At 68.9% G+C, this 22,258-nt stretch carries 17 protein-coding genes; all 17 read right to left on the bottom strand.

Translation table 11 applies throughout. The features are described from left to right. Nucleotides 1-13: 13 nt before the first annotated feature. Nucleotides 14-1,432 (bottom strand): mannose-1-phosphate guanylyltransferase/mannose-6-phosphate isomerase, encoded by a 1,419-nt coding sequence (locus ACWCIA_RS09390; protein ID WP_454162644.1) that lies wholly within the window; start codon nt 1,430-1,432, stop codon nt 14-16. Nucleotides 1,433-1,443: 11 nt separating this feature from the next. Then, entirely contained in the window at nt 1,444-2,595 is a 1,152-nt protein-coding gene (locus tag ACWCIA_RS09385) for a sugar phosphate nucleotidyltransferase (RefSeq protein ID WP_454162642.1), read from the bottom strand. Nucleotides 2,596-2,668: 73 nt separating this feature from the next. Further along, a complete protein-coding gene (gene galE / locus ACWCIA_RS09380) occupies nt 2,669-3,667 on the bottom strand; it encodes a UDP-glucose 4-epimerase GalE (RefSeq protein WP_454162640.1) in 999 nt (332 codons plus the stop codon). A 165-nt stretch (nt 3,668-3,832) separates the two neighbouring features. Next, nucleotides 3,833-4,594 (bottom strand): WecB/TagA/CpsF family glycosyltransferase, encoded by a 762-nt coding sequence (locus tag ACWCIA_RS09375; protein WP_454162638.1) that lies wholly within the window; start codon nt 4,592-4,594, stop codon nt 3,833-3,835. After that, nucleotides 4,594-5,721 (bottom strand): non-hydrolyzing UDP-N-acetylglucosamine 2-epimerase, encoded by a 1,128-nt coding sequence (wecB, locus tag ACWCIA_RS09370; RefSeq protein ID WP_454162636.1) that lies wholly within the window; start codon nt 5,719-5,721, stop codon nt 4,594-4,596. Before wecB ends, ACWCIA_RS09375 begins: the two co-directional genes overlap by 1 nt. 49 nt (nt 5,722-5,770) lie before the next feature. Continuing rightward, entirely contained in the window at nt 5,771-7,780 is a 2,010-nt protein-coding gene (locus tag ACWCIA_RS09365; protein ID WP_454162634.1) for an alginate lyase family protein, read from the bottom strand. Beyond that, the gene (locus ACWCIA_RS09360) at nt 7,777-8,850 is read right to left on the bottom strand and encodes a glycosyltransferase family 4 protein (RefSeq protein ID WP_454162632.1); all 1,074 of its coding nucleotides are present in this window, start codon (nt 8,848-8,850) and stop codon (nt 7,777-7,779) included. Before ACWCIA_RS09360 ends, ACWCIA_RS09365 begins: the two co-directional genes overlap by 4 nt. Before the next feature lie 118 nt (nt 8,851-8,968). Then, nucleotides 8,969-10,252: a phenylacetate--CoA ligase family protein gene (locus ACWCIA_RS09355; RefSeq protein ID WP_454162630.1), complete on the bottom strand. Its 1,284-nt coding sequence runs from the start codon at nt 10,250-10,252 to the stop codon at nt 8,969-8,971. Further along, nucleotides 10,246-11,544 carry a glycosyltransferase gene (locus tag ACWCIA_RS09350; protein WP_454162629.1) on the bottom strand — a complete coding sequence of 433 codons (1,299 nt, stop codon included), beginning with the start codon at nt 11,542-11,544 and terminating at the stop codon, nt 10,246-10,248. The genes ACWCIA_RS09355 and ACWCIA_RS09350 overlap by 7 nt, the downstream gene beginning before the upstream one ends. Before the next feature lie 246 nt (nt 11,545-11,790). Further along, entirely contained in the window at nt 11,791-14,028 is a 2,238-nt protein-coding gene (locus tag ACWCIA_RS09345; RefSeq protein WP_454162628.1) for a heparinase II/III domain-containing protein, read from the bottom strand. A 428-nt stretch (nt 14,029-14,456) separates the two neighbouring features. Then, on the bottom strand, nt 14,457-15,224 hold the full coding sequence (locus ACWCIA_RS09340) for a glycosyltransferase family 2 protein (RefSeq protein ID WP_454162626.1): 768 nt from the start codon (nt 15,222-15,224) through the stop codon (nt 14,457-14,459). Further along, nucleotides 15,208-16,434: a glycosyltransferase family 4 protein gene (locus ACWCIA_RS09335; RefSeq protein WP_454162624.1), complete on the bottom strand. Its 1,227-nt coding sequence runs from the start codon at nt 16,432-16,434 to the stop codon at nt 15,208-15,210. The genes ACWCIA_RS09340 and ACWCIA_RS09335 overlap by 17 nt, the downstream gene beginning before the upstream one ends. A 1-nt stretch (nt 16,435) precedes the next feature. Further along, nucleotides 16,436-17,974, bottom strand: a complete 1,539-nt coding sequence (locus ACWCIA_RS09330) for an oligosaccharide flippase family protein (protein WP_454162622.1) — start codon at nt 17,972-17,974, stop codon at nt 16,436-16,438. Between the two features lie 122 nt (nt 17,975-18,096). Next, the gene (locus tag ACWCIA_RS09325) at nt 18,097-19,551 is read right to left on the bottom strand and encodes an O-antigen ligase family protein (protein ID WP_454162620.1); all 1,455 of its coding nucleotides are present in this window, start codon (nt 19,549-19,551) and stop codon (nt 18,097-18,099) included. Continuing rightward, nucleotides 19,548-20,351 carry an exosortase-associated protein EpsI, B-type gene (gene epsI, locus ACWCIA_RS09320; protein ID WP_454162618.1) on the bottom strand — a complete coding sequence of 268 codons (804 nt, stop codon included), beginning with the start codon at nt 20,349-20,351 and terminating at the stop codon, nt 19,548-19,550. Before epsI ends, ACWCIA_RS09325 begins: the two co-directional genes overlap by 4 nt. Further along, a complete protein-coding gene (gene xrtB / locus ACWCIA_RS09315; RefSeq protein WP_454162616.1) occupies nt 20,348-21,385 on the bottom strand; it encodes an exosortase B in 1,038 nt (345 codons plus the stop codon). Before xrtB ends, epsI begins: the two co-directional genes overlap by 4 nt. Continuing rightward, nucleotides 21,386-22,252: a chain length determinant protein tyrosine kinase EpsG gene (epsG, locus tag ACWCIA_RS09310; RefSeq protein ID WP_454162614.1), complete on the bottom strand. Its 867-nt coding sequence runs from the start codon at nt 22,250-22,252 to the stop codon at nt 21,386-21,388. Nucleotides 22,253-22,258: the final 6 nt, after the last annotated feature.

The following is a 22,258-nucleotide window of genomic DNA, read 5'->3' as shown; positions in this document are numbered from 1 at the left end:
CCCGGCCTTGAAATCAGGAACGCTTGTAGATGTCCTCGAAGCGCACGATGTCGTCCTCGCCGAGGTAGCTGCCCGACTGCACTTCGATGATGTGCAGCGGCAGTTTGCCCGGGTTCTCGAGGCGGTGGTTCATGCCGATCGGGATGTAGGTCGATTCGTTTTCCGACAGCAGGCTGATCTTGTCGCCGCAGGTGACGCGCGCGGTGCCCGACACGACCACCCAGTGCTCGGCACGGTGGTGGTGCATCTGAAGCGAGAGCTTCTCGCCCGGCTTGACAGTGATGCGCTTGACCTGGAAGCGGTCGCCGGCGTCGATGCCCTCGTAGTGGCCCCATGGGCGGTAGACGCGCGTGTGGTGCAGGTGCTCGGTACGCTCCTTCGACTTCAGGTGCTCGACCACCTGCTTGACGCGCTGGACCGCGCTCTTGTGGGCCACCAGCACGGCATCCTGGGTTTCGACCACGACGATGTCCTCGACACCGACCACCGCGACGATGCGGCTTTCGGCGCGCACCAGCGAGTTCTTGACGCCGTCGAGGTAGACGTCGCCACGCTGGGCGTTGCCGTTCTCGTCGTGCTGCTGCACTTCCCACAGGGCCGACCACGAGCCGACGTCGCTCCAGCCGATGTCGGCCGGCACCACGACGGCGTCGCCCGTGTGCTCCATCACCGCATAGTCGATCGAGTCCGACGGGCAGGCCGAGAAGGCCGTTTCGTCGAGGCGGCAGAAGTCGAGGTCGCGGTAACCGGTGCCGACGGCCTTCTCGGCCGCGGCGGCGATCTCCGGCGCGAACTTGGCCAGTTCGGCCAGGTAGCGCTCGGCGGCGAACATGAACATGCCGCTGTTCCAGTAGTAGCCGCCGTCGGCGACGAAGGCTTCGGCAGTGGCCAGGTCCGGCTTCTCGACGAAGCGTTCGACCTTGAAGCAGTCGTCGCAGCCGGGCAAGGCGGAGCCGCGGCGGATATAGCCGTAACCCGTTTCCGGGCTCTGGGGCACGATGCCGAAGGTGGCCAGGCTGCCGCCCGCGACCTGGGTGGCGGCGCGGGTGACGGCGTCGCGGAAGGCTTGCGTGTCGGTGATGACGTGGTCGGCCGGCAGCACCAGCATGACCGCTTCCGGATCGATGGACTTCAGGTAATGCGCGGCCGCGGCCACCGCCGGAGCGGTATTGCGGCCGACAGGCTCGAGCAGGATCCCCAGGGGCGTGATCCCGGCCGCGCGCAGCTGCTCGGCCACCATGAAGCGGTGGTCGTTGCCGCACACGACGAGCGGCGCCATCAGGCCAGGCAGGCCGGCCACGCGCAGGGCGGTGTCCTGCAGCATGGTCTTCTCGCCCACGATCGGCAGAAGCTGCTTGGGCAGCACGGCCCGCGACAGCGGCCACAGACGGGTGCCGGCGCCGCCGGAGAGGATCACTGGATAAATTTTCATGCGCTTGCTTTCTATTGGTTGTTACTCTTCTGGCTTGCGATTTCCTTGCGGCTGCTGCGGCGGCGGTCGCGCGCGTTCAGCCATTCCTCGGAACTGTAGTCGGAAGCGTGTTTCATCTCTCCGGAACGATCGACACTGTAGTCTTTGAAGACGATCATTTCATTCAATGTTACGTCGTGCAACACACGAGTATATTCAAATAACACGCTGCGCACAATTTCGGCGCCTTCGCAAATATGGCTGCCGTGGCCGATCCAGGTCGGTCCGACGATGTGCACGCCCGCTTCGATGCGTACGCCCGAGCCGATGTAAACCGGACCCTCGATCTTCGTGCCGTTCCAGTCGATGCTGGTGTTCAGGCCGACCCACAGGCCCGGCTCGATCTGGGTGCCCGGCACGTCCATGTGGTTGACCTCGCCCGTGAGGACGGTCTGCAGCACTTCCCAGTAGTCCGACATGGTGCCGATGTCGAGCCAGTTGAACGGGCGGCCCTGGGCATAGAACGGCAGGCCGCGCTCGGCCAGCAGCGGGAACAGTTCGGAGCCGATGTCGAAGGGCACGCCCGACGGGATCAGGTCGACCACTTCCGGCTCGAAGATGTAGATGCCGGTGCTGATGAAGTTCGACTTCGCTTCTTCCTGGCTCGGCTTTTCCTGGAACTCGGTGATGCGCCCTTCCTTGTCGGTGACGACGACGCCGTACGAGGATACTTTGTCCCACGGCACTTCCTTCGTGATGACGGTAGCCATCGCGCCCTTGCGGCGGTGCTCGAGCAGCGCCGCCTTCAGGTCGAGGTCGATCAGGGCGTCGCCGCACAGCACGATCGTGGTGTCATCGAAAAAGCCGCCGAATTCCTGGATCTTCTTCATGCCGCCGGCCGAGCCGATCGGCTCCGGCACGATGGTGCCGTCGTCGGTCGTGTAGCCCTCGAAGGAGTAGCCGATCTGGACGCCGAACTGCTCGCCCTCGCCGAAGTATTCCTCGATTTTTTCGTGCAGCCAGCTGACGTTGACCATGATTTCGGTCACGCCGTGCTTCTTCAGGTGCTCGACCAGGTAAGCCATGACCGGCTTGCCCAGCAGGGGAATCATCGGTTTCGGGAGGTCGTACGTGAGCGGGCGAACGCGCGTGCCCTTGCCTGCCGCGAGAATCATTGCTTTCATTGTGCGTCCTTCTACGAATATGTTTTGTAGTGGCTTTGTCTGTGCTTTGTATGCGTTTGTGCGCTGGTGGCGCTCAGTGGTTCGACGTCTGGTAGCGCCAGGTGTCGGCGCACATCTGGGCGACGTCGCGCGTGGCGACCCAGCCGAGCTCGTCGCGTGCTTTCGCCGGATCGGCATAGCACTTGGCGATGTCGCCCGGACGGCGGTCGACGATCTGGTAGGGGATCGGACGGCCGCAAGCCGCTTCGAAGGCGCGCACCATTTCCAGCACGCTGTTGCCGCGACCGGTGCCGAGGTTGTAGGTGACAAGGCCAGGCCCCTGGGCCAGCTTGTCCAGGGTCTTGACGTGGCCGATCGACAGGTCCACCACGTGGATGTAGTCGCGCATGCCGGTGCCGTCCGGGGTCGGGTAGTCGCCGCCGAAGACCGACAGCTTGTCGCGCTGGCCGGTGGCGACCTGGGCGATGTAGGGCACCAGGTTGTTCGGGATGCCGGACGGCGATTCGCCGATCAGGCCGCTCTCGTGGGCACCCACCGGGTTGAAGTAGCGCAGCAGCGCGATGCGCCAGTCCGGCTCGGCCTTGATCAGGTCGCGCAGGATGTCTTCGATCATCAGCTTGCTGCGGCCGTAGGGATTGGTGGCCGACAGCGGGAAGTCTTCCAGGATCGGCACCGAAGCCGGGTCGCCGTAGACGGTGGCCGAGGAGCTGAACACGAGGGTCTTGCAGCCGAACTTGGCCATGGTCTCGAACAGCACCACGCTGCCGGAGACGTTGTTGTCGTAGTAGCGCAGCGGCTGCGCCACCGATTCGCCGACCGCCTTCAGGCCCGCGAAGTGGATGACCGCTTCCGGCTTGTGGGCGGCAAAGGCCGCTTCCATGGCCGCGCGGTCGCGGATGTCGGCTTCGACCAGTTCGAAGGTCTTGCCGGTGATTTGTTGAACGCGCTCCTGCACCGAGCGCTGGGCGTTGGAGAGATTGTCGACCACGACCACGTCGTACCCGGCATGCTGCAACTCGACGACGGTGTGGGAGCCAATATAGCCCACGCCGCCCGTAACCAGAATCTTCATTGTCGTTACTCTCTATTAAGCTGTTGTTGCGCACCTGTATCGGCGCTCCAGAACGGCGCACGGCGCCATCCCCCTCTTGTCTTTCGGTGACGGTTCTGCGACCGCGTTTTCCCTATGTTTTCTCTGCCCTGCCGGAACACGCTGGCTCCGTCGCGGGCGGCTTCATTACTTGTCGGACGCTTCCTTGCGGCCGCGCAGCGCTTCCTTCATGAACAGCCAGACGAAGGCCATGTCATCGATGAAATAACGCCGGAACATGCGGCGCGGCTCTTGCAGGAAACGGTAAAACCATTCCAGGCCGGCCCGCTGCATCCAGGGCGGGGCACGCTTGACGCGGCCGATCGCCACGTCGAAGGTGCCGCCCACCCCCATCGCGAACGGGATGCGCATCTGCGCCTGCCAGCGGCCGAGGAACTGTTCCTTCTTCGGCGAACTGATGGCCACGAACAGCACATCGGCGCCGCTGGCCCGCACCTGCTCGGCCACCGCCGCCTCTTCGCTCTCCCCTTGCCAATAGCCGTCGCGCCAGCCGGCCACGACCAGGCCCGGATAGCGCCGGCGATAGGTATCGGCGACCAGCGACACGACTTCTTCGCGCGCGCCCAGCAGGAACACGCGCCAGCCGACCTCGCTCGCGCGGCGCATCAGCGCCTCGAACAGGTCGACGCCCGCCACCCTTTCCTTCAGCGGCCGGCCCAGCAGGCGCGCGGCCCACACGACCGGCATGCCGTCGACGTTCACCAGCGCGCACTCGTTGATGATGCGGCGCAGGCCGGGATCGCGGCTGGCCTTGACCAGCTTGTCCACGTTCACCACCACATGCTGGTGGGGCTGGCCGGAACGGATGAACTCGCCTATTCGAACAAGCGTTTCCTCCATCGACAAATTATCGATCCGGCAGCCCATCAGCATGATGGAGTCGGGCATCAGTGTCCCCGGGTCAGTTCCCGCGTCAAGACGTCCACGATGCGCTCGGCAGCCTTGCCGTCCCACAGCTGCGGGCGGCGGCCCTGCTTGCCTTCGCCGCGCAGGACCTTGCGTGCTTCTTCGATGATCTTCGCCGGATCGGTGCCGGCCAGCACGTTCGAGCCCTCTTCCACCGTCACCGGGCGCTCGGTGTTTTCGCGGATGGTGACGCAAGGCACGCCCAGCGCCGTGGTTTCTTCCTGCAGGCCGCCGCTGTCGGTCAGCACCACGGCAGCGTCCTTCCACAGGTTGAGGAAGGCCATGTAGGCCTGCGGGCCGGCCAGGGTCACGTTCGGGCCGAGGTCGATGCCGAACTTCTCGATGTTGGCGCGGGTGCGCGGGTGCACCGGGAAGATCAGCGGCAATTCGTTGGCGATCTCCTTGAGGGCGCCGGCGATGCGGGCGAACATGACCGGATCGTCGACATTGCTCGGACGGTGCATGGTGACGACGCCGTATTTGCCTCCGCCCTGGCCGCCCTTCTGCTGGGCCGCGGCCTTGAAGGCGGCGGTTTCGAAGCCCGAGGTATCGGCGCGGGTGAGCTTGTCGGCCTGGAACAGGACGTTGTCGACCATCACGTGGCCGACGTAGTGCACGGCCGAATCCGCCTTGCCTTCGCGGCGCAGGTGCTCGACGGCGGCCGGCTCGGTGGCGAAGAACCAGTCCGAGATGCTGTCGGTGACGAGGCGGTTGATTTCCTCCGGCATCGACATGTCGCCGCTGCGCAGGCCGGCTTCGACGTGGGCGACCGGGATGTCGAGCTTCTTGGCGACGATCGAGCAGGCCAGCGTGGAGTTGACGTCGCCGACTACGAGGACGGCGGCCGGACGCTCGGCCATGCACAGCTCTTCGAAGCCGACCATGATCTTCGCGGTTTGCTGGGCGTGGCTGCCGCCGCCGGCGGCCATGAACACGTCAGGCTGGGGAATGCCGAGTTCTTCGAAGAAGACGTCGTTCATTTCGCGGTCGTAGTGCTGACCGGTGTGGATGATCTTGAAGGACAGTGCCTGCTGGGCCTGCAGCGCACGGACGATCGGCGCAATCTTCATGAAATTGGGCCTTGCGCCCGCGACCAGATAAATAAGCATGTGTTTGGACTTCCCTGCAACTATAGTAATTATGAAAAAATGTTAATAGTTAAAAAAACGTTATTGTAAACCTGCACTCGACCGGAACGGCGGACGATACGGTGGAGAGCCGCAACACGTCGCTCGGCTGCTTCGATTCGTAGCAGCGCGAGTACCAGCCCAGCGGCGGATTTTCGGCGCCGCGCACCAGTTCCAGCTTGAGGTCGGCGCCGGTGGCGTGCATCTGCAGCGCGAAGCGCTTGCCCCGCACGTGCAGGCCCGAACTGGTCAGGCGCACGTTCAGTTCAGGCGCGAAATGCCAGAACAGTTCGATCGGGTGCGCCTTCTTGGCGGCTACCTCGTCGCGCACCACCAAAGTCGAGGTGGCCGCATCGAAGCGCACGCTGCGCAGGTGGCGCACCGGGTCCGACAGGCGCGTGTAGCCGTCGTGCGAACCGCGGAAATCGAATTCGTGAGGCGAGGCCGGCATGCGCTCGATGGTAGCGCGCGCCTTGCGCAGCCACATGAAGCGCCCGCCCGAGACCGACTGGTCGCGCCCGTCCACCCGCACCGTGTTGTGGGCCGAGGTGCCGCGGAAATAATCGCGCCACTTCTGGTCCTGCCAGTAGGAGTAGGTTCCGGGGTCGACCAGCACCTCTTCGCCGGCCACCGAGAGCGTCAGCGCCAGCGCGTCGGCATGGCCGTGGGCGGCGATCCCGAGGTAGCCGAGCGGGCCGCAGTCGAGCATGCCCTTGATCTCGTTCTGCTCGCCGAAGTGCGAGCCGAACAGCAGATAGCCGCCGTCCGGGAAGGCCCAGCCGGTATCCGGTTCGTGGGTGTCGGCGTCGGGCCGGCGCCCGGGCAGCGCGTGCAGCAGCCAGCGCACGCCGGGGTGCAGGGCCGAATGCGCACCGATGGGCGCGCCGGCATGGACACCGGTGTGGGCGGCGAACACCGTGTCGCCCAGCGCCAGCAGCTGGGCCGCGCGGTCGCTGCCGGCGGCATCGAGCCGGAACACGCTGCCGTCGTCGCTGTCGCCCACGTTCGGCACATGGCCGCCGACGTCGCGCACCGAGCGCAGGAAGCGCAGCGCGCGCTGCAGCACGCTCCAGTAGGTGCGCGAGAACGGGACGTCGACGGTCTGCCCGACCAGGCCGGCCACGAACAGGAATTCGGCCGAGAACACGTGGTAGCCGAAGGCTTGCTCGCGGTTCACGCCGTCGAGCGAATACTGCAGGCGCGCCTGCTGCTCGAGCTCGCGTCGCGCCTGCTCCATCCAGCCGCTCGAGGCTTTCCAGCAGGGCCAGACCGAAGCGGCCACGAACAGGCCGCTGAGCTCGCCGATCAGGTGGTTGTTGGCCGACGAATGGCGCGACAGGTTGTTCGCGATCGTGCGGCAGTGGGCGTGGATGCTGTCGAGCCAGTCGGCGCGCAGGCGCTGGCCGGATTCGCCGGCGAACAGGCTGCTCGCCTCGCCGCCCACCAGTTGCCACAGCAGCGCCCAGTTGATCAGGCGGATGCCGAGTTCCATCGGGCTGGTCCAGTTGGGGCCGACCAGCGGCGGGCACTGGTCGAGCCAGCTGCGCAGCTGCTGTTCGAGTGCGTGCAGCCAGCGCACGTCGCCGCTCACGCTCCAGGCCTGGGCCAGGCGCACGAGGTGCAGGTGGCGGTTCAGTTCCCAGACATGCTTGATGTCGCCGACCAGCTCCCGCTTGTCGATCGCGATGTCGCCCGAAAAGATGGAAGGGCCGGTGATGCCGCTGTCGGGATCGCGGTTCCAGACGGTGGGCACGCCGACGTCGAAGCTGCGGTCCGCGAACAGGACCACGTGGCCGGCGCAGATGCGGTCGGCCTCGGCCAGCAGCGCCTCGACCTGGCTCGGGGCCAGCTGCGGCGCGCCCTGGATGCGGAAGTGGCGTGCGCGCGGCAGCGGTTCGGGCGCGGTCCGCCCGGCGGCGCCGCGGACGACGCTGCGGGCCATCCTTGTCCGCGCTGCCTGGCGCACCCGGTAGCCGATCTCGGCCACCGACATGCAGCGCAGGCGGTTGACCCACCACACCATGCGTACTGTTGCGTTCATCTCGTCCCCGCCATCTCGTTATAGATTGCCGCCAACCGGCCGCATACCGCGTCTGTCGAATACCGCTGTTCCACCGTCATGCGCGCCCTGCTCCCCAGCCGTGCGCCCAGGGCCGGGTCGTCCAGCACCCGCGCCAGGGCCGCGGCCAGCGCCGGCGTGTCGCGCGGCGGCACCAGCAGGCCGTTGTCGCCGTCGCGCACGGCGTCCGGAATGGCGCCGACGCTGCTGGCGACGACCGCGCGCCCGGCGCCCATCGCCTCCAGCAGCGACATCGGCAGCCCTTCGGCATGCGAGGGCAGGCAGAATACGGCGGCGCGCGCCAGCTCCGCGTCGCGTCCTGCCGCGTCCAGCCAGCCGGGCAGCTCGACGCACGCGCCGAGGCCGCGCGCCGCGGCCTGTTCGCGCCAGGGCGCCAGGTCGCCGCTGCCGGCCAGCACGAGGCGCAGCTGCGGAAAGCGCGGCGCCAGCAGCGCAAGGGCATCGAGCAGTTCGGCCACGCCCTTGGCCGCTTCGACGCGGCCGAGGAAGAGGATGCGCCCTGGCTCGAATCGGTTGGCTGCCTGCTTCGGGAGCGGCACCGCATTCGGGACCACGGTCACGCGCGCGCGCGGAGCATAGCTGCGTACGAAGTTCGCCCAGCCGTCGGACAGGGCAATGACGAGTGAACTGCGCTCGAGGGTGTGGCGGATCCAGCGCCGCATCAGGGCGCCGGAGCGGACGGCGGCAAACTGGCGAAAGCCGCCGCCGTGCAAATGAAAAATGGTCTGGCAGCCGCTCGCGCGGGCCAGCAGCAGCAGAAGCGACTTGCGCACGAAGCTGGCGCCCGAGGAGGCATGGGCATGGACGATCGCGGGCCGCTCGAACAGGCAGGCGCGGGCGGCGTGCCAGAAGCCGCTGGCGGCGGCGCCGAGTTTCGCCAGCAGGCCGCCTTCGCGGTGGGTGCTGACGTAGCGCACGGCGGCGCGTTCGAACAGGCCGCCTGCCTGCAGGACCGATACCAGTGCCGCCACCCCGCCGCGCCCGTCGGGCGCAGTGCCAAGCATCAGGATGCGCGGCGCGCGCGCTGTCATGCACGCACTCCGGCGTTCGGGGGGACTGCGAGATCGATGGCGGGCGAAGGTTTCACGATTCTTGATAAAGGCACAATATTTCGATCATACATCAAGTGTTACCCGATCCGCGCACGGTTCAGGTGTCGATGGCAATGAATTCGAATTTCCCGTTTAGCCCACGGGCAATGGCTGCCACCGGTTCGACGCGCACCGCCACATTCGGCACGCGCAAGCGGAAGGCCGCCAGCAGGGCCGCTTCGTCGGCGGCGCCGAATCCCGGCGTGGTGACGACCCGCAGGCTGAAACTGCCGTCGCTGCGATACAACACCTGGCCTTCGAGCAGGTGGGCGTCGAGCCCCTGGAACACGCGGTCCAGACGCGTGACGATGCGCCCGTCCGGCAGGGTGAGGCTGCGCTCCTGGCGCCCGACGACCGCTTCCACGGTCGGGAACACGCGCCCGCAGGCGCAGGGCCGGCCCGCCCCGGGCAGCACCCGGTCGCCGGTGCGGTAGCGCTGCAGGGGCATGGCCGGGTTGTTCAGCGTTGTGCCGACCAGCTCGCACAGGCCGTCCTCGCCTTCGAGCAGCTCGACGCCGCCGTAATCGGTCAGCACATGGTAGTTGCCGCGCTCGCAGGTGCCGATGGCCGCGACCCGCTCGGCCTGGCCGTACCAGTCGAAGACGCGCACCCCGAAGCTGCGTTCGACCGCGGCGCGCACCTGCGGCTCCAGGGTTTCCGAGGAGGTGAGCACGCCGCGCAGGGAGGAGCCGCTGTAGCGCCGCCCGCCCCGCTCCAGCCAGGCCGCCAGCAGCGCGATCGAGGAGGGATAGGCGTGGATCAGCACCGGATCGTGGCGCTCGAGCGCCGCGATGTAGGCGCCGATGGTGGCGTTCGACAAGTGATAGGAGGACATCATGAGCACCCGCCCGAACCAGTCGTGGCACCAGTAGCGCCCGTCCGGGGGCTCGGCCGGGCAGACGATGTCGCCGCGGATCCAGGCGCGCTTCTGGCCGGGACGCCAGCCGGTCCAGTGCAGCTGGCGCTGCAGGAAGGCCTCCTCGCGGATCACGGCGCCCAGGCTTTGCACCAGGCTCAGGGGGCTGCCGGAGGTGCCGCTGGTACGGATCGTGTTGCGCAGCAAGGTTGCCGGCGTGCGTGGCCGCACGAAGCGTTCCGAGCGCCGGCGCAGTTCGCTTTTCGTGAGCAGCCGGGCCGAGGGATCGAGGCGGCGCAGGCGCGTGCCCTCGAGGTCGAAGGCGATGCCGAGGCGGCGCGCGCGGCGCTCGATCAGTGCGGCCAGGCGTTGCGGCGAGCGTTCGACGGCGAGCAGGCGCGGGGTGACCAGCAGGCGCGCCGGGAGGCCGCGCAGCGCCGTGCGCACGATCGAACGCAGGGTGAACTTCAGGCTCCAGGTCAGCATGGCGGCGAAGGAGGCGAAGGAGGTGAAGGGGGCGCGACGGACGCCAGGGTGGCGCTGGACGCAGGCGGCAGGATGCGGCTGTAGGCCAGGGCCACGTCGCGCGCCAGGATCTCGTAGCTGCGGTGCGCGCGCACCCAGGCCGGGCCGCGTGCGGCGCAGGCAGCGGCCAGGGCCGGGTCGCCGATGAGGCGCAGGGCGGCGGCGGCAAAGGCGTCGGCCTGCATCGGCACGCACAGGCCGGCCCCGCTTTCCGCGATGACGAGGGCCTGGTCGGGAATGTCGTTGGCCACGCCAGGGATGCCGAGCGCCAGGTATTCGACCAGCTTGGTCGGCGAGGACACGTCGAACAGCACGCCGCGCGGGATCGGCGACAGCCCGACTTCGGCGCGCACCGCATAGCCCAGCGCCAGCCGCTGCGGCAGCCAGCCGGTCAGCAGGACGTGCTCCTGCAGGCCGCGCGCGGCGATCGCGGCGCGCATCCAGGCCATTTCGTCGCTGGAGGGCGCGTCGCCGGCGATCACGAGCAGGCTCGTGGGCAGCTGCGCGCGCAGGCGCTCGGCGACGTCGAGCAGGAAGTCGGAGCGGCGCGACTGGGCCACGCGCCCGAGATACAGCACGACGCGTCGGCCGTCGAGACGCGGGTCGGTGCTCGGATTGATGCCGCCGCGGTCAAACAGGGCGGCGTCCACGCCCATCGGCACGGCGGTCATGCGCGCGGGCGCGATGCCCTGCCCCGCCAGCCAGTCGCGCATGGCCGCGCTCTGCACGAAGACGTGGTCGGCGCCCGGCAGCACTAGCCGGTAGGCGGCGCAGCGCGCGGCCCGGGCGCGCACCGCGTGTGCCAGCCAAAGTGCTCCCCTGCCCCGCCCTGCCAGAGCGTCGCGCCGCGCCTCGTAACCCTCGACGATCGGGAACGACATCCAGTAGACGAAGGGCACGCGCAGCAGGCGCGCGGCCAGCCAGGCGAACATTGCGCTGGCGATCTTGTCGCGCACCTGGATGCAGTCGGGACGGGCGCGGCGCAGCGCGCGCAGCAGGCCGAGGGCGTCCCAGAGCGGCGAGAGCAGGCTGGCGAACCGGCTGCGCAGGCTGCCGACGAGGTGCATGCCGCCCGCCTGCCAGGCCGCATTCGGGGAATCTTGGGCTTCCGGAGCGTCCGCTCGCTGCCCGACCAGCTCGGCATGGATGCCATGGCGCGGCAGCTCGCGGCCGAACAGCGTCAGCACGTCGGCGCGCAGCGGCGGCAGCGGATCGCGGACGATGAAGGCAATTGAAAGCGGCCTGGTGTGCATGGAAGCCCTGTCGAGGTAGCGCTGTCGATACTAGCGCAGGCGCCCTGCCGGAAGCCCTCCCCGGGCGCAAGCGCGCGCCCCGCCCGATTGAGGACGATCAAGAGAGGGAGGCCGGGACTCGCTCTCCAGCAGCCGGCCGGCCCGCCCTGCTGCCGCGCACCCGGCCATAAAAAACGCCCCCGGGGCACGCGGCCGCGGGGACGTGGGAATGGCGCCAGGCCTGTGCGGGACCGGCCCCGCCCTGGGTCAGTTCAGCGTGACGCTCTGCCCCGCGACGGTGACGGTGCGCACCGTGCCCGAGGTCGAGACCTGCACCGCCGGCAGCTTGCAGCCGACGTCGAGCAGGACCAGGAACTCGGCGGTCGACTTGCCGTCGTTCGGCAGGTAGAAGGCGCCGTGGTCCTCGACCACGTTGGTCTTCGCGCCCGGGCCGATCCACTTGGCGAAAGTGGCGTTGCTGTTGAGCGAGCGGATGCAGACCGACTGGCCGTTGATCGCGATCTTGACCGCGCTCGGGCTTTCCACCGCGATCGCCACCGGGGCGTGCAGGTTCCACTCGTAGGTGTGCGGCACGGCTGCCGACAGGCGGTCGCGCACCAGGATCGCATTGCCGGCATTGCGCAGGTGCCAGACCTGGCGCCGCGCCATCGTCAGCTGCCCGCCATAGGCGGCGGTGGCGTCGCCTTCGGCAAAGTCATAGCTGGGCTGGGCGGCGTAGCCGATGATCTTGCCGTTGCGCTGCAGCTGCTCGCGGTAGCCGGTCACCAGTTGGCCCTTGCCGCCGTCGAAGGTGACCGCATTCTGCGAGCGGGTCTGGTGGTACCAGTCGGTCCAGTAAGGCGAGCCGTACCAGTCGTACCAGCCGGCCTTGACGAGCAGCGGCTGGCCGGCCACCGACAGCAGCAGGCCGTTCTGGTCGCCATGGCTGTGGTTGAACGAGCCGTAGGGGCTGGACTTGAAGTAGAGCGAGCTGCGCGAGGTCAGGCCGATATCGCTGTGCATCGACACCCAGCCGGTGCTCGGGTAGTAGGCGGTGCTCGAGGGCGGCGACAGGACCTTGGTATCGGCCACCGGCATCGGGTACGGCGCCTGCAGCAGCGAGAGCGTGTCTTCGGTGCCGCCCAGGTTTTTCACGTACCAGGCGGCGCGCGGCGACACCATGCGCGAACCGAAGGCATGGAACACGCGGGTGTCGGGCTTGGTCTCGGAACCGTCGCCGAAGGCATGCACCTTCGAGCCCGGCGGCGTGAACTGGGTGGCGAAGTCGAGGAAACCGAGCGCCCAGGGCTTGGCGTAGAAGTTCACGCCGGTGGTTTGCACGAGCGGGTCCCACAGCTGCACCAGGTAGCCGGCCGCGTACTCGGCGTAGGCGGTGCCGTTGGCAAAGCCGCCTTCCGGGCCGGCCCATGGCGACGGCGCGTTGGCGTAGGCGCGGAACGAGAAATCGAACCACTTCTGCGCTTCCGGGATGTCGCCCAGCGACAGCGAGGAAATCAGCACCAGGAATACGAGGCTGGTGTTGCCGTGAGAGTCGAACGGGTACTGGTCGAGGCGGCCGTTGTCGCCGGCCAGGTTGCGGTAGATCTCTTCGGTGCGCATGCGCACGGTCTCGAGCCACTTCGCCTTGCGCGCGCTGTCGAGGTCGCCGGCGAGTGTGTCGACCGCCTTGATCAGCGATACCGAGATCTGGCGCGTGGCCTGGTCCTGGTTGACGTAGCTGGTCGGGCCGCTGGTATTGAGGGCGGCGAGCTGGTCGCCCTTGCGCAGCGCCTCGGTCAGGAACATCGGGTCGCGCTTCATGCGCCACATCACGCTGGCCGCTTCCAGCTGGCGGCTGGCCTCGTTGATGCGCTGGCGGATGTCGGTCTGCTGGGCGGCCATGGCAGCCGTCAGCGGGGTCGTGATGATGATCGGCCAGCGGCTGTCGGAGAGGGCCGGCAGCGCATTGATCTGCAGCTTGATCTCGTTCGTCATGCGGCTGACGTAGGGATCGAGCTGCGCCTTCTTCTCGGCGCTCCAGCCCGAATACAGGTTGAACGAAGGCGGCAGCGCGCGCGGGCGCGGCTTGGCGCTGATGCGCGAGCGCAGCGTGACGTTGTCGGGCACTTCGAACACGGTCGAGCGCGTCGTCACGGAGAAGGTGCGCGGGGTCGACCAGTCGCTGCTGCCGGTCGGGCGCACGCGCCAGCTGTAATTGCCCAGCGCGAGGGCCTTGGTCGGCAGGTACCAGTTGCGCTCGACGACGGCCAGCGTTGGGGCGCCGCCCGCGGGGGTGATTTCGATGTCATAGGAGGCCGGTCCCGTCGGGTGGCGCGCCCAGGTAATGCCGGGCGGGTTCTGCGCCTGGACGGCACCGCCTGCCGGGCCCGGCTGGACGATCAGCGGGTCGGTCGCTTGTGCCCAGTCGGCACGCGCGTTCAGCGACAAAACGCATAGCGATGCCAGGGCGAGGGCCTGGACCAGGCCCTGTCGGTTGAATTTCATGAATGAGGCTCCGAACGATGGATGACTTTCCAGGCAGGCCGGCCAGAAAGGCAGGCCTGCGATGCTGCGCGAAGCGGCGTATTGACTGCTGACGTTACTGTTCACGCCGCTTGAACGAAATGATGTTACCGCACTAAGAAATTGAACAGCGGCAACTTTTTTCCGTTAATCATCCTTTTTTTGTATTGCATCGCAGAAATCCAACGTCCGATTGTCAAGCTTGTCGGATCATCATTTTCAGACATATAACTGCTGTGTTTTGTTCGCAAACTGCTTGTGCCGCCGGGCCACAAACATGTCCGCGCGCGACCTGTCCTGCCCGGGAGCGCCTGGCGCGGCTTTCGGCGGCTGCGGGCGCGCGCAAGGCGCAGCGTCGACGACAGACTGTCTGTACGGCGGGACGCTGCAAGCCAGCCATGAAGGTTTCGTCAGGCGCTCCGAGCCGGGTCCGCGGCGCGCAGCGCCCGCATGCGTTTCAGGTAGCGCAGGCAATACACGGCGAAGGCCAGCGGCGCCTGCCGCGCATGGCGCCGCCGCACCGCGAATTCCTCCTGGCGCGCCTTGATCTTGTTGGCCGAGGACACGCTGCCGGGATGTTCGCGAAAGACCGTCAGCGTACGCTCGAGCAGCGCCGGCGGCGTCGCGGCGGCCAGGCGCAGCCACAGGTCGATGTCCATCGCGTAGCGCAGCGAGGTATCGAAGGCGCCGACGCGCGCGAACCACTCGCGACGCACGAAGACGGCCGGATGCGGGATGGTCGCGTGGCCGGCCGCATAGGCGCGGTAGCTGAACGGGCGCATCGGATACGGCGGCGCCAGGCGCCCGTCGCGCAAGACCTGGATGTTGCCGACCACCCAGGCCGCGCCGCTCTCGGCGAAACGGCGGGCGACCTGCTCCAGCACGTCGGGCGCGGCATAGTAATCGTCGGCGTGCAGGTGGGCGACGACGGCGCCGCGCGCAGCCTCGATGCCGGCGTTCATGGCCCGGCTGATGCCGCCCTGGACGCCGTGCAGCACGCGCTTGTCGCCGGGACAGGCTGCCAGCATGGCCAGCGTGGCGTCGCTCGAACCGCCATCGACGAAGATGTGCTCGAAGTCCTGGCAGGTCTGGGCCCGCAGCGAGGCGAGCGTGTCGCCGAGGGTCGCGGCACTGTTCCAGGTGCAGGTGACGATCGAAAACTCAGGGCTGGCAGGCATAGAAGTCCAGTATTTGTGGCAGGGCCTGGCGCACGTCCATTCCCGGCTGTTGCGGCGGCGCCGCAGGCCGTGGCGGCGCCGCCAGTTCGGCAAGCAGGTGCTCGACCAGGCCGTCCATGCCGGGCGCCAGGCGCAGCTGGCCGGGCCAGGCGGCATAGGCGGCGAGCTCCGGGTTGCCGCCGCGCGCCAGGGCGACGCAGGGGCGGCCGAGCGCCAGCGCTTCCAGGATCGTGGTGCCGCAGGGCTCTTCCCACACCGAAGGCACGACGCAGGCATGGCTGGTGGCGGTCAGCGCGGCCACCTCGGGGTTGGCCCGCCAGCCGAGAAACCGCACCTGTTCGCCGGCGAAGCGCGCCTCGAGCGCGGCCCGGGCCGGACCGTCGCCCACCACCAGCACCCGGGCCCCGGGCGGCAGGCGCCGCTCGGCGGCGGCGAGGAATTCGCCGAAGCCCTTGCCGGTGTCGATGCGGCCGGCGACGAGCACCTGCCCCGCGCGCGGCGGACCTGCCTGCGCCGCCTGGGCCGCGAGCTTGCCGTAGTCGATGAAGTTGTGGATCACGCGCGAGCGCGAGAGGTCCGCGTCCGGCAGGGTGCGCAGGAACTGGCGGCGCAGGAAATCCGACACGAAGATCGTCTTGTGGCGGGCAAAGGCGCGCGCGGTATCCGTGCGGTAGCTTGATACCGCCCGCGCCGACAGGAACGTGCGCAGCGGCCCCGGGCTGGGGTGGGCGCAGCCGGCGCAGGCGCGCGCATCGCGCCGCTCGCACACGGCCCCATCGCGAAAGCGCAGGTGGATCACGCACTCGCTGCCCTGGTCATGGCGGGTCTGGACGAAATTCATGCCCGGGTCGAGATACAGGCCGACCATCGGCAGGTGGCCGTGGTAATGGACGACATCGGCCTCGCCGGCATGGCGCCGGATGGCGCGCGCGACCTTGCGGGCGAAATAGGGCCGCTTGAGCGGGTTGAAGGCGCCCAGCTGCGCCTCCTTCCAGCCCGGGCGTGCATAGTCGAAACCGGGGATGAAGCGGCCGGCGAAGCCGATCCGGGCGGCGCAAGCGGCCGCATCGCATCCACCGCGGTCGCTGCGCCCGAGGATGGCGACTTCGTGGCCGGCGGCTAGCAAGGCATTGCCGAGCGTGACGACGTGCCTGGCGAGGCCGCCGAGCTGCTCGCCCGGCAAATCTTCCGATACCAGCAGGATGCGCACGCTAGCCTCCTCCCGGGGTCCGGAACTGCGCCCTCACCTGCGCCCGGAACTGCGCCCAGGCCCAGCGGCGGTCGTCGTGCTCGACGACGAAGGCCATGCCCAGCACGGCGAGCAGGCCGGCCGTCGCCCCCAGGGCCAGCGCGAAGCCGAGCGCGTCCCGGGCGCAGCACTCGCGGGCCAGGCCGGCCGCCAGGGCGGCGCATGCCGCAGCACCGAAACCCGGCAGGTAGCCCTGCGCGCACAGCCGGGCCAGCCGGGTCGGCACCGTGCGCCCGTGCACGACGAGGAGAAAGGCCGAGGTGAAGACGACGGATGCGATCAGGTGGCCCCAGGCGGCGCCATCGATGCCCCAGCCGGCCACGCCGAGGTAGACGATCGCCAGCCCGACGAGGGCGCGCCCCACCGCGAACAGCCCGGACAGGCGCGGGTGTCCCATGCCGTCGTTCACCAGCGACGGCAGGCTGGTGAGCGAATCGACGAACTGCGACAGCGCCATCAGCGCCAGCACGGTGGCGCCGCCGTGCGCAAAGGCGGCCCCCATCCACCAGGTCAGGAGCGCATGGGCGAACACGGCCAGCAGCACCAGCATGCTCGCGTTCAGGTAGACCACATAGCGGGTCGCCTTCAGGTAGGCGCGCTCCAGGTGTTCCATGTGCGCTGGCTCGCCGCCGGCGGCCAGCGCGCTGGTGGCGGGAAAGAACACGCCGGACAGGCGGAAGGTCAGGCCGAGCACGCGGTTGGCCAGGGTCGCCGCCACCGTGAAATAGGCCAGCCCGGTGACGCCCACCAGCGCGCCGATGATCAGCTTGTCGCCATGCGCATACGAGAGGGTCGCGAAGCGCGACAGGAAGGAATAGGCCGAAAAGCCGAGGATGTTGCCGCGCAGGCCAGGCCCCGGCCAGCGCCAGTCCAGGCCGGGAAGCAGCCGCCCTACCCCGCGCCACAGCACCAGGCAATGCGCGGCGCTGGCCGCGACCCGCAGCAGGATCACCTCGAACAGCCCGCCGCCAAGCAGCAGCACCGCCACCGTCAGCAGCGGCACCAGCGTGCCGAACACGATCTCGAGGCGGCTGGACACGTCGAAACGCATCAGGGCCTGGGGGACGCTGTGCAGGTAGCTCTGCAACTGGCCGAAGAAGAAGCCGAGCGCGGCCAGGCGCAGGCAGGCGTCCGCCTCGGCGACCAGGCCGGCCGGCACCGTGAACACGCGGGTGACCAGCAGGTCGGCGCCGGCAAACAGGCCGATCGCCCCGCACAGGCCGATCAGGGCGTAGACCGCGAGGCCGAAGCACAGCGTCTCGGCCACCCGGTCGTGCTCGCCGCGCACATGCTGGGCGGAGATGAACTTGACCGACCCGGCGGTGACGTTGATGTCGATGATGGCGAAGTAGCCGACGATGGCGGTGACCAGCGAGTACACGCCGTAGCCGGCATCGCCCAGGCTGGAGACGATCAGCGGCACCGTGGCCAGCGCCACCAGGGCCGGCACCGCTGCGCCGAGCAGGTTGGACCAGGCGTTATGGAAGAGGCGCAGGTTCATCGGGCAAGGCTCGCAGTTGCCGGGGCACGCGTCGGCGGCGTGGATGGCATGGGCGGTGGCTGCGGCATGGACGGCGCACGGCGGGATGGGTGCGGGCAGGATTGCGCATGGCCCTGCCCTGCTCAGGCAGGCGCCACGTCCGGCCGCAGGCGCAGGCGCACCGCTCCCCGGCGTACGGCCGGCACGCCGCTGGCGGCCAGCGCCACATACGGCAGGGCCAGGGCGATGGCCAGCATCTGCGTCGTCCGCACTTGCGGAAATGGCGTGCCGATCAGCACGTCCGGCACCATGAAGGCCAGCGCCGCCACCCCGGCCGTCCCCAGGCCCAGCAGATCGGGCGGCAGACTGCGCAGCGCGCGCCGCGCGACCAGCACGAAGGCGCAGATCGTGCCGGCGAACAGGACCAGTCCGGGCAAGCCGCTCTTGAGCACCACATGCAGCACGCCGCTGTGCAGGAACAGCCCGCCGTCCGGATTGGACTGCCACGAAATGTGCTGGTAGCCGGTATAGCGTCCCCAGGCGCCGATGCCGGTGAACGGACGGGACAGGATGTCGGCCAGCGCCAGCTTCAGTTCCAGCACCCGCTCGCTTTCCGGACCGAAGCGGCGCGACTGCATGTCGTAGAGCAGGCCCTTCATGCCGCCCTGCCCCGGCGTTTCCCCTAGCCGGCGCAGGGCCGCGTATCCGAGCGCCGCACCGGCCAGCGGCAGCGCCGCCAGCGTCAGCTGCAGGCGCCCGCGCAGCGGGAAGCGCCACAGCACGACGGCGCAGCCGAACACGAAGCCGATCCAGGCGCTGCGCCGGTAGGACAGCACGATGCAGGCGGCGCTGGCCCCGAGCGCCAGCCAGGCGAGGATGCGCCAGCCGCGGGTGTGGTCCTGGCGCTCGCCGAACAGGCTGACTGCTGCGATGGCGGCCGCCATCATGCACAGCAGGCTGTCGTTGATATCGAAAAAGGTCAGGCGGATACCGATTGCGTTCATGTTCGCGTACACATTGTTCGGATCGCCTCCAAACGCGGCCCAGCGTCCCAGGCCGAACAGGGCGCGCGCCAGCCCGGCCAGCATGATGAAGCGCGCCAGCTCGACGGCTTCGCCATGGGTGCGGAAGGACAGCAGCATCAGCGATACCAGCGGTCCCATCCAGACAATGTTCGAAAAGCCCGACGGCGCCAGCGCATCCTTCAGGGGCACCCCGGCCACCAGGGCGGCGCCGGCGTGACAAACCAGCAGCACGGCCCAGCCCCAGAACCAGGGGACCAGGTTGCATTCGGCGACGCCGCTGCGACGAAAGCCGGCCGCCACGCGGGCGCAGCACCAGGCGCCCAGCACGTACCAGAGCACCACCGGGAAGAACAGCAGTCCGGACCCGCGGCTGTACACGCCGGGCGTGGCGAACACGGACAGGCTGCCGTAGCTCGTCGAATTCATCCAGAAGAAGACGCACAGGTAGGGGTAGACGAGCAGGCGCGGCCACACCAGCCCGAGACCGACGCCGGCCACCGCAAGCAGCGCCAGCAGCGCGGCGGCCAGGAAGGGCAGCGAGGTGAAGAAATAGCCGAGCAAGGCGTCGGTCATGGCTGTGAAGCGGGCTGTGAGGCCGGCGGTGAAGCGGGCTGTGAGGTCGACTGTGAGGTCGGCTGCGAAGCGGGCTGTACCGCGGCTTGTGCGCCTGGCGTGGCAGGCACGGAGTCGGCGGGCCTGGCGCCGATGAGGCGTTTGCGGTCGGGCGGGGCGAGCGCGGCAAGCAGCTCGGCGGCGAAGCGGTCGTGCAGGCGCCACGCGGCCGGCTCGTCGCTCGTGATGTTCGAAATGCGCACCAGCATCCCATCCGGAATCTGGCCCGACAGTCCATAGGCGAGCCGGCGCAGCTTTTGCTCGATGCCGGAGCGGGTGGCGTGCTCGCCGATCGTGATCCAGTAGGTGATCGGCTCGTTGCGCTCGCCCTGGCTGGCGACCAGGCGCTGGACCGGCAGCGCGCCGAAGCGGGTCCGCAGTTCGCCGCTGCCCTCGCCCGCCACCTGGAAGCCCTGGGCGACATAGCAGACCTCGGGCAGGTGCAATTGCAGCGCACGGCTCTGGTCGCCCCCGTAGGCGATCGACAGCATGACGCGCCGGCCCGCCCCGTCGACATAGGTGCGCGACAGGGTCTGGTCGTAGATCCGCTCGAGTGCGCCCTGCTGCTCGGGATTGGGCGTCAGCGGCACGATGGTCGGGTCGATCCGCCAGGAGCCGAAGCGCGCCGGGATCATCGCCTCCAGGCTGAACCCGGCTTGCGCCGCCATGGGCTTGGGCGAAGGCGTCAGGGCTACCGTGAGGGCAGAGGTGCCGGCCATGGCAAGGCCCAGCACCAGGCTGGCGCCGAAGCGGCGGTTCATGCGCCCTCCCCCTTTGCCGCGCGCTGCTCGCGCACCGCTCCCCGCTGCAGCGTGCGCCGGCGTGCCGCCCATTGCAGGCTGGAATCGACCGCCAGGATCAGGGCGAGCGCCGTCAGGAACAGCACCATCCCGGCAAAGCCGTGGAGGAAACCCTGGCCGGCGGCGTCGCCCAGGTAATAGGTCACGAGCGTGAGCACGATGACGCGGATGACGTTGGCGCAAAACGAAATCGGAATGATCAGCAGCGCCAGCCCGACGTTGCGAAACGCCGAAGGGTGGCGCATCAGGTTCAGGTAGAACAGGCCCAGCGCCTCGAGGGTGAGCAGGGTCTGGAGGCCCGCGCAGGCGTCCGCCACGAGCAGCTGGTACTGGCCGATCTGCAGCACCACGCCGGAACGCCCGATCGGATAACCGGCCGCGAACAGCAGCTGCTCGGTGGCCCAGGACACGGCCATTTTCATGGGCATGGTAACGGCCGCGACGAGTTCGCTGGGCAGCGGGACCATGAACAGCATGAAGAAGAACGGGAACCACAGCACGCGCAGGGCCCGCGCTCCGCGCTTGACCAGCACCACCGCGGCCAGGACGACCAGGATGGCGCCGATCTCGAACATCAGGATGTGCTGCGTGCGCCCGAGCAGGTGCAGCGCCAGCCCGAGCACCAGCACGACCCAGCCGGGGGCGGAGGAACTGGAGGTGCCGGACGTGGCGGGAGGCAGCAGCGCGAGCTCGGGCCATTTGCGGTACATGAGCCAGAGGGCGAGCGCGAAGATCATCGGCCCGTGCCCCTGCTCCTCGCCGATCCAGGCGCCGGTGAACAGGTCGGCAAAGGTGGGAACGAACAACACCGCCAGCCCGAGCCAGACCGGCCACCACTCGGGCCAGGCCGCCTGCACGTTCATGCGGCTCCGTTCGAGCACGCCGCCGGGGAAAGGCCGGGCGGAGGCCTCGCCGGCGGCGGCCGGCGCCGCCGCCCGGTCCGCCCTGCCGGGTGCGCCGGGAGCACGGTTGCGCGAGCGCGCCTCGCTCGTCATTCAAAACTCCACGACCACGGCGCCGACGACCTCGGCGCCGGTCTCGACGAACTGCTCCACCATCTGCGCGGCATCGTGCACCCGGGTGTGGTCCTTGCGCGCGACCAGCAGCACCCCGCCCGCCCGCGCGCTGGCCGCCAGCGCATCCGCGCCGGCGCCGAACGGCGCCAGGTCGTAGAGGACGACATCGTAACGGCTTTCGAGCAGCGTATGCAGGCTGCGGTAGGCCTCGCGGTTGAGCAGTTCCTGGGGGTTCGGCGGCAGGGTCCCCGCCGCCAGCACCGACAGGTCGGCAAAGCCGGGGATGCGCTCGATGGCGTCAAGGTCGGCGCGGCCGGCGAGCAGGTCCGACAGTCCCGGCCCCGGTTTCAGGCCGAACAGTTCCTGCTGGCGCCCGGTGCGCAGGTTGGCGTCCACCAGCAGGGTTTGCTCGCCGAGCTGGGACAGGACCACAGCAAGGTTGGCGGCGAACAGCGCGGCGCCGTCTCCGGGGTCGGCGCCGACAATCGCGAGCGAGCGCCGCCCGCGCGCGAACCAGCGCATCATCACCTGGCTGCGGATCGCGCGCAGTGCCTCGACCTGCGGCGAAAACGGCGCATACGCGGCCAGCAGGCGCTGCGAGAGGCCGGCCTCCCCCGGCTGCACGTAGGGATAGCCGAACTGGCGCGCCAGCACCTGCCGGATGTCGTCTTCGCTGACCAGCCCCAGGCGCAGGGCCGCCTCGCCATAGCGGATGCCGAGTTCCTTCTGCATGCGCAGCACGCGTTCGGCATGCTCGGCCGTGAGTTTGCCGGACTCGACCAGGAGCGCACCCATGCGGGTATCGAGCACATCGGCCGGCAGCGGTGAGAGGATCGGTGAGTTCATCGCCAG

This window comes from Massilia sp. SYSU DXS3249, from assembly GCF_053668055.1.
This window is presented reverse-complemented; position numbering and strand designations above follow the sequence as displayed.

Coding starts and splice junctions, on each gene's coding strand:
- ACWCIA_RS09390 (WP_454162644.1), bottom strand. CDS start 1,432: ATGAAAATTTATCCAGTGATCCTCTCCGGCGGCGCCGGCACCCGTCTG.
- ACWCIA_RS09385 (WP_454162642.1), bottom strand. CDS start 2,595: ATGAAAGCAATGATTCTCGCGGCAGGCAAGGGCACGCGCGTTCGCCCG.
- galE (WP_454162640.1), bottom strand. CDS start 3,667: ATGAAGATTCTGGTTACGGGCGGCGTGGGCTATATTGGCTCCCACACC.
- ACWCIA_RS09375 (WP_454162638.1), bottom strand. CDS start 4,594: ATGCCCGACTCCATCATGCTGATGGGCTGCCGGATCGATAATTTGTCG.
- wecB (WP_454162636.1), bottom strand. CDS start 5,721: ATGCTTATTTATCTGGTCGCGGGCGCAAGGCCCAATTTCATGAAGATT.
- ACWCIA_RS09365 (WP_454162634.1), bottom strand. CDS start 7,780: ATGAACGCAACAGTACGCATGGTGTGGTGGGTCAACCGCCTGCGCTGC.
- ACWCIA_RS09360 (WP_454162632.1), bottom strand. CDS start 8,850: ATGACAGCGCGCGCGCCGCGCATCCTGATGCTTGGCACTGCGCCCGAC.
- ACWCIA_RS09355 (WP_454162630.1), bottom strand. CDS start 10,252: ATGCTGACCTGGAGCCTGAAGTTCACCCTGCGTTCGATCGTGCGCACG.
- ACWCIA_RS09350 (WP_454162629.1), bottom strand. CDS start 11,544: ATGCACACCAGGCCGCTTTCAATTGCCTTCATCGTCCGCGATCCGCTG.
- ACWCIA_RS09345 (WP_454162628.1), bottom strand. CDS start 14,028: ATGAAATTCAACCGACAGGGCCTGGTCCAGGCCCTCGCCCTGGCATCG.
- ACWCIA_RS09340 (WP_454162626.1), bottom strand. CDS start 15,224: ATGCCTGCCAGCCCTGAGTTTTCGATCGTCACCTGCACCTGGAACAGT.
- ACWCIA_RS09330 (WP_454162622.1), bottom strand. CDS start 17,974: ATGAACCTGCGCCTCTTCCATAACGCCTGGTCCAACCTGCTCGGCGCA.
- ACWCIA_RS09325 (WP_454162620.1), bottom strand. CDS start 19,551: ATGACCGACGCCTTGCTCGGCTATTTCTTCACCTCGCTGCCCTTCCTG.
- epsI (WP_454162618.1), bottom strand. CDS start 20,351: ATGAACCGCCGCTTCGGCGCCAGCCTGGTGCTGGGCCTTGCCATGGCC.
- xrtB (WP_454162616.1), bottom strand. CDS start 21,385: ATGACGAGCGAGGCGCGCTCGCGCAACCGTGCTCCCGGCGCACCCGGC.
- epsG (WP_454162614.1), bottom strand. CDS start 22,252: ATGAACTCACCGATCCTCTCACCGCTGCCGGCCGATGTGCTCGATACC.